We start from the raw sequence: 13,730 nt of genomic DNA, 5'->3' as shown, positions 1-13,730 counted from the left end.
CATAGCGATGGGGTTACACCTGGTCTCGTTTCGATCCCAGAAGTTAAGTCTTTTCGCGTTTTGTTTGTGTACTATGGGTTTCGGTCTATGGGAATTTCATTTAGCTGCCAGCCTTTTTTTATACAACAATATTTAGTTTTATATTTCACGAACTTTTTTTACTTGATACTATTTATTAGCTTGATAAATATCTATCCTTTATTTTTTTAGATTAATTTTAGAAAAGTTCCACTATTTTTTCAATTATTGCTTTGAATTTCTTGGAATTAGCAAAAGATTTATATATTATGTATAACAATTGTTATATAATGAATATTTTTCTTAAGATTATTTTTTAAGATGTGCTATTTTTAATATTTTTTCATTAGGAATAGAACAATTGCAATTATAAAATATAACAATTGTTATTTTTTTAATGAGGATATTAAATAATTTTTCAAAAAAGGATATTTTTAAGAATTTTATTAAATATTTAATTTAATAAAATCCACTAGTATTCATTATATTTATTAAATTATTATATTCTAGGTGATAAAATGACAAATAAAAATTATGGATTAAGTACTTTAGGATTACACGCAGGACAAGAAGAACCGGACCCAGCAACTGGGGCAAGAGCTGTTCCAATTTATCAGACTTCCTCTTATGTATTCAAGGATACGGAAGAGGCGGCAAATAGATTTGCTCTTCAAGAGTTCGGACAGATTTACAGTAGATTGACAAATCCTACCTCCGATGCTTTTGAAGCAAGGATAGCTGCTATAGAAGGAGGTAACTCTGCTATTTCTGCAGCAAGTGGATTGGCGGCAATTAGTTATGCCCTTTTAAACATCACACAACCTGGAGATGAAATTGTTTCCGCTGACAATTTATATGGTGGAACTTATCAACTCTTTGATTACACATTTAAGGATTTGGCACGTAATGTTATCTTTGTAGATTCTCAGGATCTTGATGCTTTTGAAGCTGCGATAACTGACAAGACAAAGGCAATTTATGTGGAATCAATAGGAAATCCGAAATTGGATGTTCCTGAATTTGAAAAACTTGCTGAAATAGCTCATTCACATGATATTCCTTTGATTGTTGATAACACCGCTGCTGTAGGTTTAGTAAGACCTTTAGATTATGGAGCTGATGTAATTGCAGCTTCTGCAACCAAGTTTGTTGGAGGTCATGGTACTGCAGTAGGAGGATATATAGTAGATAGCGGTAAGTTCAATTGGGGAAATGGAAAATTCCCTACAATCTCCGAATCGGATCCAAGTTATCATGGAATTAATTATTGGGAAACCTTTGGAGATGTTCCTGGTCTTGGAAACATAGCTTACACAATTCGTATTAGGGCAAGATTATTAAGAGACTTAGGTGCTACACTTGCTCCAGTACATAGTTTTATTTTCTTGCAAGGTTTAGAAACCTTATCCATTAGAATGGATAAGCATTCTGAAAATGCCATCAAGGTAGCTAAACATCTTGAACAACACCCTGCAGTAAGTTGGGTAAGTTATCCTGGTCTTGAAAGTCATCCTAGTCATGAAACCGCTAAAAAATATTTAGGGGACAAATTCGGTGCATTGTTAACATTCGGTGTTAAAGGAGGACTTGAAGCAGGTAAAGAATTTATCGATAATGTTGAACTCTTATCCTTGCTTGCTAATATTGGTGATGCAAAAAGTTTGGTTATTCACCCAGCTTCCACCACTCACCAACAATTGACTCCTGAAGAACAGGAAAGTACAGGTGTTACTCAAGACTTGATCAGATTGTCTGTAGGTCTTGAGGATGTGGAAGATATCATTGCTGATATTGATCAGGCTTTAGAAAAGGTAACTGCTAAATTTGGAGAATAATATTTTCTCCAAAATTTTTTAAATATCTACTTTTAATTTTCTATCTCCTTTTATTTTTTTTATTTTTTCTCAAGTTTTAGTTTTCAATTAAAAATTTACTATTTTTTAAATTATTAGTTAAACCTAAACTTTATATACTAAAACTTACTAATATTTAATTAGGAAAATATAACTATTGTTATATTTTTTAGGATTAATAGAATTATTAATGTTTATAAAAAATATTTTAAGTTATTTGAAAAAAATTTGGAGTGCTAATCATGATTTATATGGACAATTCTGCCACTTCTCCTATTAAGGAAGAAGTGTTCAATGCAATGATCCCTTATTTGAAAGAAGAGTTTGGAAATCCTTCAACCTTTTATAAATTAGGTAGGGATGCTGAAAAAGCTGTTGAAGAAGCTCGTGCGAATGTTGCAAGATTAATCAATGCAGATACAAAAGAAATAATATTTACAAGTGGAGGCACTGAATCTGACAATATGGCTATAAAAGGTGTAGCCTTAAAATATGAAGATAAAGGAAAACACATCATTACAACTGAAATTGAGCACCCTGCAGTACTTAGGACTTGTGAATTCCTAGAAAAAAGAGGATATGAAGTTACATATTTGCCAGTAAATGAAAAGGGTATAATCAGCACTGAAGATTTAAAGAATGCAATTAGAGAGGACACAATTCTAATTTCTGTAATGCATGCAAACAATGAAATTGGAACAATTCAACCTATTGAAGAAGTGGGTAAGATTGCAAAGGAAAATGGAATTCTGTTCCATTGTGATGCGGTGCAGTCAGTAGGTAAGATTCCAGTTGATGTAAAGGCTGCAAATATTGACTTATTGTCCATTTCCTCCCATAAGATTTACGGTCCAAAGGGAGTTGGAGCCATATTCATTAGAAAAGGAGTAAAATTAGAATTATTGATTCATGGTGGAGGCCAAGAGAACGGTCTCAGATCAGGTACTGAAAACGTTCCAGGTATTGTAGGTTTTGGTAAGGCAGCAGAACTTGCCTATGAACAACTGGATGAAAACATAGCAAAACTTTCCGAGATGAGAGATGCCCTTATTGAAAAGATCTTAGATAGGATTCCAGAAGCTTACCTGAATGGTGATAGGGAAAACAGGCTTCCGAATAATGCAAACTTCAGATTTGCGGCAATAGAAGGTGAAGGGTTGATCTTAAGATTGGATGCAAAAGGAATCAATGGCGCAACCGGTTCTGCATGTTCATCTAAAAGCTTGAAGGCATCTTATGTATTAAGCGCTTTAGGTTTGGAAGATGCTGAAATTCACGGTTCTCTAAGATTAAGTTTAGGAACAGAAAATAGTCTTGAGGATGTTGATGTGGTGGTTGATGCAATAGATGAAGTTGTTGCAGGATTGAGAAGAATGTCTCCTTTATGGGATAATGAAAATAATGAATCTTTAGAATTGGACGAATCCAAGTTTACAGACCCAGACCATTAAGATAAAAAATTAAAATTTGTATAAAAATAAGTTTGATAATCATTTAAAAAATTATGTAAAGGAATTGGTGATAATCATGTACAGTGAAAAAGTTATGGATCATTTTGCAAATCCAAGAAATTGTGGTGTCATTGAAAATGCAAGTGGAGAAGGAACAGTTGGAAATCCAACTTGTGGAGACTTGATGACTATTTATATTGATGTTGATGACAATGATATCATTCAAGATATAAAATTTGAAACCTTCGGTTGTGGTGCTGCAATAGCTACAAGCAGTATGATAACTGAATTGGCAATAGGAATGTCTGTTGATGATGCTTTGCAAATTTCTAGAAATGATGTGGCAGATGCATTGGATGGGCTTCCACCAATTAAGATGCATTGTTCCAACTTAGCAGCAGATGCATTAGCTGAAGCAATCAATGATTATAAATCTAAAAAATCAGATCAATAAATTTTGATTAATTTTTTATTTTTTGTTTTATTATTTCAAAACTATTTTTTAATTTTCTTAATTTTTTCAATCTTATTTTTTTATTATTTTTTTTATTTTCATTTTTCTTATTTTCATAATTTTTTGTTTTATATTATTAAAACTTTTTCTTGATTTTTTAATTCTTATTTTTAATTTTCAAAATTTTAATTAATTTTAGTTTCATGTTATTAAAACTTTTCACGAAATTTTTTTCATCAAAATTTTCATTTTTTCATAATTTTGATAAAAAATTATTTCAATTTTTCACAGTTTCATTTTTGTGTAAAAATTATATATTAAGATTTAATTAAATGATGGTTTATCAAAATAGAATTAATTTAATTAATGGCAAAATCAATTTAATTACATCATACCATATGATTGTAAAAATGAATTAAGTATATCTATATCTCACAGTTTAAAAATAGTATTTTAATAAATTTTTAATTTTAGTTTTAATTTTTTAAAAAAAGAAAGTTGAAAATAATTTTATTGATAAAATTTTTCATAATCAAAATTTATCAAAAAATTATTTTATTAATTATAATACAAATTTTATTTTTTGAATTTAATTTAAAATTAAAATTTTATTCATTAGTCATATTTTGGATTTCACTTAGAAGTTGATTCAATACTTCCTTGCCAAGACCTTCAATATATTTTATTGATCCTGCACATTCGTGACCTCCACCATCGATACCAGCTTGAGGTATTTTATCTGCAAGACTGATGACAATATTGTTGACATTGAATCCAAACATCTTATGAACGGAATCAGTTGCCCTTAAGACTCCAAAGTCAGGTCCATGACCAAGGGTAATGATTGGCTTGTCTTCACCAATCTCCTTAACAATCTTGTCATGAACAAATCCGCATGTTTTTCCAGGTGCAGGGAATGTGAACTTATGAGCGTATTTTTCAACATCCAGCACATTGAAGTAGATTCCATTTTCCAATTGGACTCTTTTTACATTAGGCAAAGTGGCTTTCATCTGTATGTCTACACGTCTTAAGTATTCCTTATACAATGCCTCCACCATCTTAGGATGCTTATCAAGATTGTCCACACCTAAAATGGTATCAATGATTCCTCTACCGTTCATGAATCTAAGGAAGTAAGCTTCAAAGTCAATACATTCGGCAATTTTCTTCAGCTGCTCTCTATCGTATCCTTTCTCTGATGCAAGCTTTACATACTGTTCCACTTCATCCGCTTCTGCACGGTCTCCCAATACAGCAACAGCAGGCAAGTGCTTTATCAGATCTTCAACATCAGGATTTATGATATGTGCCACTTCAGTTGCCAATGCTCCAGCGGTTATTTGGGAGTCTCCTCCAACAAGGTATGGATTCACATGAGTGTCCACATATTCATCCACTGCAACAGTGCCTGCGATGATGTCTTCATTATTGCAATTCACGCTTCCATCAACGGTTTCTCCACTTTTCAAGGTTTTTGTAATCAATTCACCTGGGAAGTGGTGGTCAATGACAACTATTTCAATATCATAGATCTTTGCCTGCATTAAAGCTACAATGTCTTCCTCTGTGGAACCATTGTCCAATAATACAATGAGTGGTAATTTCTGTCCGTGTCTTTCAAAGTCTTCCAATGCAAATGACAAATCCTTAACAACATCTTCCAATTCATAGAACGGAGCCTTACTAGGGGAACGCTTGAAGTAATGATATTCAGCGTCATTATCTGGATTGAATTCCTTTAAGAGTGGAATAACTGCCTTTTCCATTGCAACCCCTGCACAGATTCCATCCGCATCAGCATGGTGTCTGACAAGAATGGATCTTCCATCTAGAATTGCTCTTCTGATGACTTTTGCGGCCTCTCTCATTTTAGGTTTAAGTCTGTCTAAAACAGGGCTTTGAATTAGGAAATCCACATCATCAGGTTCTGCCTTTTTATCTAAAGCAATGTCAATGAATTCCCTCATCTTTCTGGCTTCTTCACCTTCCAGCTTTTCAATGCTGCTGGATTCGATTTGGATTTCACCATTATGCTTATTGACTTCTCCAATCACTTCAACAATGTCTCCGATTTCAATTTCTGGATACATTCTGACTCCAGGCTCATTGAATGCCGCAGCCCAAGTGATTGCAGTTTCGTCAGTAATGGTGAATATGGTCGGTCCGGAAGTCTGTTGGATTTGTATGACTTCCCCATAAACTTTAACGACACTATTGAGTGAAGAGTCATCAAGGGTTTCAATCTTTGATCTTTCGATGTTCTTCTTGACTTTCTTAATGACATATTCCCCTTTGAAAACGCTTGCAGGAGCCATGTCCACTTCACGTTTTCTCTCTTTTATTTGGGTGATCCTTACGAATACATAATCTCCAACTTTATTGGAAGAGTTACGTGTTCTCATCAATCCCCAAACCTGATTGTTCAAGCTTACAAAGAGGCCGTATCTTTCCACTCTTGTGACCTTACCTCTGTAGATGGAATTAAGCTCCAAGTCACTCATTTCACATAGTCCATCCAATTCATAAATAATCTCTTTTCCGGAAATATCAGATTCCACAACGATCTTTTCAGGATTTTTCTCTCTTTCCAACTGTTTCTTCTTTTTCTCTTCTTCTTGCTTTTGTGCACATTCGTCACAGTAATTCTCATCAGAGTCAATACGTTTTCCACATTCATTGCAAACAGTAATCTCTCCGGTTCCATTGCAATAGGAACAGTCTTCCAAGACATCCACCATTCCCTTTCCATCACAAACTTCACATGGAACATCCCGATCCGCATCCAAATCAAACTTGGCTCTAGCATTACTGTTTACGCCTTTAAAGTGATTTTTCATTTCAAATGTGTCTACATAGCCAGTTCCATCACAATTATCACATATTTTTGTATCTACAATTATGGAACCGGTTCCGTTACATTTAGGACATGCTTTTTTCATTTTTCCCTCTCACAGTGATTTAACTAATCAATTTGATTTATTGAATTATCCATCATTTGGATAAAAATTGATTTAGATTATTCCCGCTTTCTTGAATAAGTCGGAATTCTCTTCCACCAAGTCATTTCTTTCGCCTTGAAGTATTACTGCTTTTTTCATAAGATCATTAGCTGATCTAGAATATGAATTGCCTGAATAGGCATCATTGTTTGCATAATATTGGATTGCCAAATAAAGCTCATCGCTTGCCTGTTTCTTCAATGACACCTCTTCCTTTATCAAATCAATATACTCTTTGTAAACGCTTTCATTCAAGTCATCTTGATATTCCTCAATCTCTGAAAGCTTTGATTCTGCATCATTGAATTTCTCTTTTGCAATTTGAATATTATTGTTTCCACTGGAATAGTCACGGCTATTGATGGAACTGATTGCAGCGTTATAATCATTATCTCCTTCAGTAATATCCGTATTCAAATCCTTCATTCTATTGTTTATGTTATCAATAGGGCTATTGATGCAACCGCTTATGCTAACAACCGCTATCAATATCAAAACAATCAATATAATATCTTTTCTCATGCTATCGAAATTTATTTTTTTATTTTTTTAATAAATGTTGATAAAAAATCTGGTTAATATTCATTAAAATTTAACTTATATATTATTAATATTATGAATTTTATATTTAATAAAATTTAGTAATTTATATAGAAATAGAATACTTATTAAAATAGAGTGAATAAGAACTTAATAAAAAATAGAAAAAAGAGCTAAAATTGGAATTATAAAAAATAGATTAAAAATAAAAAAATAGAAAAGTATTATTTAAAATAAATGATACTTATGAATGCCATAAACCGTGGATGTTACAATATTCAATTGCTTTAACATCTTCAACTTCAGCATTTACATCAAATACTGCTTTAGGTTCATCGCCAGGTTTTAAGTTTGCGCGGTAAACTTGATCTCCAACAATCAATTCAACGAAATTGATGTAGTGCTCTTCTAACATTGGGTGTGCTTCTTCTCCCATGGTTACGACAATTTTGCCATCTTCCTTAGTAATTACAGGGATGTGTTTTACTCCCCCTTCCGGTAATTGTCTAGGTTCTAAAAGTTCCATTGCTTCTCCACAGCAGACTAATTCTCCAGCACCTTCTACAATAGCTTCAACCATGTTTCCACAGTGGTTACATCTGTAAATCTCATTAATTTTAGCCATATTATTGCCTCCAAATAATAATTAATTCTACTTTGTTCCTTACAATATTTAAAGTTTTATATATTTAAAACATTCAAGTTTTTTGGTTTCAAACATTCGATTTTAAGGGATTTAAATGAAAAATATTATATAAAAACTTTTTATATTTGTAAATATATAAATATAAAGTAAGATATTAAAATTTCATTTAAAGTTTTTTATTTTTAAGGGTTTAATTAATTTTCAAATCCTTTTACAGTCATCTAAAACTTTTGAATACTTTATTTGAAATTTTATAAATTAAAAATAAATTAATAAAATTGAATTTAGGCATTAAAATAGTCAAGATTGATTAATGAATATGTAAATAAAATATGAATTTGGTGCCTTGAATTAAGCGATGTGAGAGTATGAGTTTAATTATTGCTTATGTTGGAAAGAAAGGATGTGTGATGGCGGCAGATAAGCGTAGAATTGCTTATTTTGGTTTAAAAGAACAACGCGAACTTTTAGAACAGGAAATTTATTCCGGTGAAATCAAGAATGATGAAGAATTATATGCCAGAGCAGAAGAATTGGATGTCAATTTAAAGGTTACAGATAATGCATGTAAAGTAAAAAGCATTGAACATGTGGCTATTGGTGAAGTGAGTTCCAGAGGAACCATGGAAACCAAAAGGAAAAGAGTTTATGGTACAAGTAATGGGTTTAAAATTATTGAATTGTCCGGTTCACATATACTGAATTCTAAAAGAGGCGATTCTTCAATAATTGTCTTCGGTAATAAGATTGCCAAATCCTTAGCTAATGAGATGATTCGAGAAAGATGGAAACCAAGTTTCAGTCTTAAATATATGGGAGATATCTTTGGACAAATCCTAAAGGAAATCTCTGAAGTAACTCCTTCTGTAGGTAAGGAATATGATATAGTCATTGAAAAAAACAGTTTGGCTAAGAGTCAGGTTCAGGATTACATAGATGAAGTTGCTGAAAGAGATGTTATGGTTTTAGCTAAATTCAGGGCACAGCTTAGAGAAAAATTAATAGAACAGAATGAAAATATAAAATTGGCTTCAACTATCATTGAGGAGGGATCCGTAGGTGAGATTGTCATAATTGATGATAATCTCATTGAAGTTAAATTGAATGATGATGTTAGAGCATTTGATGTAAATTGGAAGCTTCTTGCCAGTCCTGGCCAGAATGTTTTAATGTTTGTAGAGGACTCTGAAGGCCTTGATAAAGGTGATGAAATAGTTATTGAAGATGAAGTTTTATGTGTTAAAAAGAATAAGGCTAATTTAAAATGTGATATCATATTATGTCATCTTGAATAAATGGTGTAATTATTGTATTGATTTTTTAAAAGGTGACAATAATGAAAATTACATTTTTAGGCTCTGGCGGTGGCAGATTTGCCACAATCAGTCAAAAAAGAATGACTGGGGGCTTCAGAATTGATGATTTCGGAGGGAAGAATTATCAAATCGACCCAGGTCCTGGGGCACTGGTCAGGTCTTATCAGTTTGGTGTGAATCCAACTAAAATTGATGGAATTTACATATCTCATTCCCATACAGACCATTATAACGATGCTGAAATATTCATTGAAGCCATGACAAGGGGAATGACTAAGAACAATGGTATCATCATGGGAAGCCAGTCTGTTTTTGAAAAATTTCAGCGTTGGGGTCCTGCAATTTCAAGTTATCATAAAAGCAATTCCAAAAACTTGATATTGACTCCTAATAAGATTGCACGTTTCCCTGCATTTACCATTAAGGGAACCGCTACAAAGCATGGCGATCCTACCGGTGTAGGTTTCCAAATTGAAAACAATGGCTTCAAGATCTCATACACTTCAGACACTGAGTATTTCGACGAATTGCCAAAGTATCATAAGAATGCAGATATTTTAATTGGAAGTGTCTTAAGGCCTGGAGCAAGGTCAATTAGGGGACATATGTGCACTGATAATTTCATTGAAATTGTTGAGCAGGTCAAGCCAAGCTTGGCAATCATGACCCACTTCGGCTTTAAGATGATTGCCGCAAATCCTGTTGAAGAGGCAATTAGGGTTTCCAAGAAGACAGGAGTCAGAACATTGGCTGCTTTCGATGGTATGAAAGTGGATATCAATGAGAAATATCCTGAACGGTCTAGAATGATTCGCCTTAAGGACAGGTTTGCAAATCGCATAAAACAAGAAGATGTCTATGCCCTTAATTTTGAATCAAAACCAAATAAAAAAAGAAATAATAATAAGAATAATAATTATACTAAGCCTAATTAGTTTTCTTATTATTTTATTATTTTATATTTTTTAACTATTTTAATTTATTTTTTAACGATTTTCATTTATTTTTTAATTTTAGAATTTTTTTTTTTAAATATTCTAATGGTTTTAAATTTAAATTATTTTTCACTATTTTTACTTTCATGAAATTTCAAGATTTTTACATGAAATATTTTTTTTTTTAATTTAAATTGATTTATTTAAGTTAGTCGGATGTATGAATCCTCCACGAATCATATGGTCTGCTAAGACAATTGCTGTAACTGATTCGGCTACTGCAGTGACTCTTGGACAGATGCATGGGTCATGTCTACCATTTATTTCAATTCTTGTGTTTTCCTCTTTTTCCAAGTCAACAGTATTTTGGATTTTAGAGATTGAAGGTGTTGGCTTTACCGCAATTCTTGATACAATAGGCATGCCATTGCTCATTCCTCCAAGGATGCCTCCTGAATTATTTGTCTTGGTTTTTATATTTTTTTCTTCATCGTAGTGGAATTCATCATTGATTTTGGAAGCTGTTGATCTTGCGCTATCAAATCCTAAGCCGATTTCAACTCCCTTAACCGCATTGATGCTCATCAATATTTGTGCCAAGTCTCCATCAAGCTTTCCAAAGACAGGCTCTCCAAGTCCTGCAGGAACTCCAGTTGCAATTGTTTCAACTATTCCTCCAATTGAATCCCCTTCCTGTTTTTTAGAGAGAATCAATTCTTCCATAAGTTTTGCAGCTTCAAGGTCACCACATCTTACATTGTTTTTACCAATGTTTTCCTCAAGGTTTTCATAGTCTATGTTTTCTGCTTTAACATCACCGATTTGAACCACATGGGATGTGATTCCTATGCCTTGGGTCTTCAATAATTTCTTTGCGATAGCTCCTCCAATGACATGGCTGATTGTGGTTCTGCCGCTTCCACGGCCTCCTCCATTGTAGTCGTAGATTCCATATTTTTCAAGCCAGCAGAAGTCCCCATGTCCAGGTCTTGGAGTACTTTTGATGTTTGAATAATCCTTAGATTTTTGATTGGTATTGTAAACGATTCCAGCAATTGGTGTTCCATCTGTCTTTCCTTCAAATATTCCAGATAATATCTCCACTTTATCCCCTTCCTGTCTGGATGTGGTCAATGCACTTGTTCCAGGTCTCCTTTTATTCAATTCGATTTGAATGTCCTCTTCACTTAGCTCCAAATTAGCAGGACAACCGTCTACAACTGCTCCAAGTGCCTTTCCATGACTGGAACCAAAACTTGTGATTGAAAAGATCTTTCCAATAGTGTTTGTCATATTATTCCTCAGATGTTTTATTAAATTTCATTAAGTTTTTTCACTTTGAATAAATTAAGTTCTTTTATTTTTCTAATATTAAATATTTTTATTTTGATTAATAAATTTTAAGTTTTATAAAAATTTATATTAGTAATTTGATATATTATTATATGAATAATATGTAAATTATTCCAATCGATATTTTAATTTTTATCAAATTTTTTAAGATATAATCATTAAGAAGTGAAATCATGAATTTTCCAATTACTAGAATGAGAAGATATAGGAAAAACTCTAAGATTAGAGACATTGTACGTGAAACTAAATTGAATAAGGAAGATTTGATTTATCCTATTTTTGTAAAGGAAGACCTGAAGGATGGTGAAAAGGAAGCCATTTCAACCATGCCTGGGGAATATAGATACTCCTTGAATGACTGTGTGGAATATGCAAAGGAATTGGAATCCAAAGGATTGAGATCCATCATTGTATTTGGTATTCCAAGTTCTGACAAGAAGGATGCAATCGGGTCTCCTGCCTTTGCTTCAACAGGCATCGTTCAAAGAACCGTTCGTAAACTCAAAGAGGAAACCGATTTGGTTATCATTACAGACGTTTGCCTATGCCAGTACACTTCTCATGGCCATTGCGGATTAATTAAAAAGAATGATGACACTGACTTCGGTTTTGAAATCCTAAATGATGAGTCATTGGAATATCTTGCAAAGGTTGCATTGTCCCATGCAGAGGCAGGTGCTGATATTGTGGCACCATCTGACATGATGGACGGTAGAATACAGGCCTTAAGGGAGATTCTTGATGAAAACGGTTATTACAATACAATGATTATGTCTTATTCAGTTAAATTCGCTTCTTCATTTTACGCTCCATTTCGGGAAGCCGCATGTTCCGCTCCTTCTGCAGGAAATAGGAAATCATATCAGATGGACCCTGCAAATGCTCTTGAAGCAATCAGGGAAGCGGAGCTTGATGTGATTGAAGGTGCTGACTTTTTGATGGTCAAGCCTGCATTGCCTTACTTGGATATCATCAAGACCATTAAGGAAGAGTTTGACTTGCCTTTGGCAACATATAATGTCAGTGGTGAATACTCCATGATCATGGCAGGAATTGAAAATGGCTATTTGACTGAAGATTCAATAATGGAAGCATTGTTGTCCATCAAAAGAGCTGGAGCTGATTTGATCATAACCAATTTTGCTCCATATGCTTTAGACCATTTGTAATTAGATAATCTTTTATTATTTTTATCATTTTATTCTTATTATTAGGTGTTTATTATGGAAGCAAAGGAAATTGCCAAATTGGCTCAGATAGCATCTGTTCTTGAAGTCAGCGGTTGGCCAAAGCCTGGAAATGTTCACAGAACCAGAAATTACGATGACATGGTATTTCAGGACTTTGCAATAAGCGCTGTAGTCATTGGAGATACTATGGAAGAGGTTGCACTCCAAGCTAAAGAGGTTGATGACTTATCCAAAGCGGAACTCGGTAGATACATTCTACAAGCTGTTGATGAGACCAATAGATGGATTGAAACCAATACCAATCTGGGCATTATGATGATGTGCATTCCAATAGCCGCTTCAGCTGCAATAAGCGACAGTTTTGATGAGATTCAAGAGAATGTAGGTCGTTTAATGGATGCCACAACCGTGGAAGATGCAGTGAATCTCTATGATGCAATCAATGTTGCAGATGCCGGAGGTATGGGAGATCAGGAAGAGTTTGATGTGATGAGTGAAAAGGCGAAGGATGAATTGCGTGCGAACAATCAAACAATGTTTGACGTTTTGGAGATTTCCGCAGGATGGGACAGGTTGGCAAATGAGCTTACCAATAAGATGCCAGTCTGTTTTGAAATAGGTTATCCTTGCTTTAAAGACTTCTGGGAAAGCTCTGATGATGTGGATGTAATCAACAAGGCTACCGTCTTGACATTCATGACAATATTGTCTCAAATTCCAGACACTTTAATCTCAAGAAAATATGGCAATGAAGTGGCAGAATCCGTTTCCAAGAAAGCTGAAGAGCTTTTGGCCTTTAAAGATGATGATTCATTTGTTGAAATTCTTTTGGAATTTGACGATTATCTTTATGAGAATAAATTGAATCTTGGAACTACTGCGGACTTGACTGCCGCATCAATATTCTTGTCATATCTTTCAAAGGAATTTTAACCTTTCCTTTTTTTATTTTCATATTTTTATTATTTTATT

At 33.6% G+C, this 13,730-nt stretch carries 11 protein-coding genes and 1 rRNA gene; 8 read left to right on the top strand and 4 right to left on the bottom strand.

The features are described 5' to 3' along the window. From rrf to nifU, 4 genes are all read left to right on the top strand, one after another. Positions 1-113 (top strand): 5S ribosomal RNA (gene rrf, locus IJE13_RS08155); the annotation flags it as partial. Between the two features lie 423 nt (positions 114-536). Beyond that, entirely contained in the window at positions 537-1,853 is a 1,317-nt protein-coding gene (locus tag IJE13_RS08150) for an O-acetylhomoserine aminocarboxypropyltransferase/cysteine synthase family protein (protein ID WP_292779231.1), read from the top strand. 263 nt (positions 1,854-2,116) lie between these two features. Next, positions 2,117-3,322, top strand: a complete 1,206-nt coding sequence (gene nifS / locus IJE13_RS08145) for a cysteine desulfurase NifS (RefSeq protein ID WP_292779234.1) — start codon at positions 2,117-2,119, stop codon at positions 3,320-3,322. Between the two features lie 76 nt (positions 3,323-3,398). Further along, a complete protein-coding gene (nifU, locus tag IJE13_RS08140; protein WP_292779228.1) occupies positions 3,399-3,776 on the top strand; it encodes a Fe-S cluster assembly scaffold protein NifU in 378 nt (125 codons plus the stop codon). A gap of 608 nt (positions 3,777-4,384) precedes the next feature. Here nifU and IJE13_RS08135 read toward each other — a convergent pair. The 3 genes from IJE13_RS08135 to IJE13_RS08125 all read right to left on the bottom strand — a co-directional run bounded on the left by IJE13_RS08135 (position 4,385) and on the right by IJE13_RS08125 (position 7,943). Next, a complete protein-coding gene (locus IJE13_RS08135) occupies positions 4,385-6,718 on the bottom strand; it encodes a DHH family phosphoesterase (protein WP_292779225.1) in 2,334 nt (777 codons plus the stop codon). A gap of 72 nt (positions 6,719-6,790) precedes the next feature. Continuing rightward, on the bottom strand, positions 6,791-7,300 hold the full coding sequence (locus IJE13_RS08130) for a hypothetical protein (protein WP_292779223.1): 510 nt from the start codon (positions 7,298-7,300) through the stop codon (positions 6,791-6,793). Positions 7,301-7,562: 262 nt separating this feature from the next. After that, on the bottom strand, positions 7,563-7,943 hold the full coding sequence (locus IJE13_RS08125) for a desulfoferrodoxin (protein ID WP_292779221.1): 381 nt from the start codon (positions 7,941-7,943) through the stop codon (positions 7,563-7,565). A 389-nt stretch (positions 7,944-8,332) separates the two neighbouring features. Between IJE13_RS08125 and IJE13_RS08120 the strand changes: the two genes are divergently transcribed. Both IJE13_RS08120 and IJE13_RS08115 read left to right on the top strand, forming a co-directional pair. Next, complete coding sequence (locus IJE13_RS08120; RefSeq protein ID WP_292779218.1) at positions 8,333-9,259, top strand: DUF2121 domain-containing protein; 927 nt, start codon at positions 8,333-8,335, stop codon at positions 9,257-9,259. A gap of 41 nt (positions 9,260-9,300) precedes the next feature. Further along, on the top strand, positions 9,301-10,215 hold the full coding sequence (locus IJE13_RS08115) for an MBL fold metallo-hydrolase (RefSeq protein ID WP_292779214.1): 915 nt from the start codon (positions 9,301-9,303) through the stop codon (positions 10,213-10,215). Between the two features lie 189 nt (positions 10,216-10,404). Here IJE13_RS08115 and aroC read toward each other — a convergent pair whose 3' ends face one another. Beyond that, the gene (gene aroC, locus IJE13_RS08110; protein WP_292779211.1) at positions 10,405-11,508 is read right to left on the bottom strand and encodes a chorismate synthase; all 1,104 of its coding nucleotides are present in this window, start codon (positions 11,506-11,508) and stop codon (positions 10,405-10,407) included. Between the two features lie 233 nt (positions 11,509-11,741). Here aroC and hemB point away from each other — a divergent pair, with 233 nt between their 5' ends. Both hemB and IJE13_RS08100 read left to right on the top strand, forming a co-directional pair. Next, positions 11,742-12,737 carry a porphobilinogen synthase gene (hemB, locus tag IJE13_RS08105; protein WP_292779209.1) on the top strand — a complete coding sequence of 332 codons (996 nt, stop codon included), beginning with the start codon at positions 11,742-11,744 and terminating at the stop codon, positions 12,735-12,737. A 54-nt stretch (positions 12,738-12,791) separates the two neighbouring features. Next, positions 12,792-13,691: a triphosphoribosyl-dephospho-CoA synthase gene (locus IJE13_RS08100; RefSeq protein ID WP_292779206.1), complete on the top strand. Its 900-nt coding sequence runs from the start codon at positions 12,792-12,794 to the stop codon at positions 13,689-13,691. Positions 13,692-13,730 lie beyond the last annotated feature (39 nt).

It is taken from the genome of Methanobrevibacter sp. (assembly GCF_017410345.1).
Classification (GTDB): Archaea; Methanobacteriota; Methanobacteria; order Methanobacteriales; family Methanobacteriaceae; genus Methanobrevibacter.
Note: the sequence above shows the minus strand (reverse complement) of the source record. Positions and strands in the feature narration are given on the sequence as shown.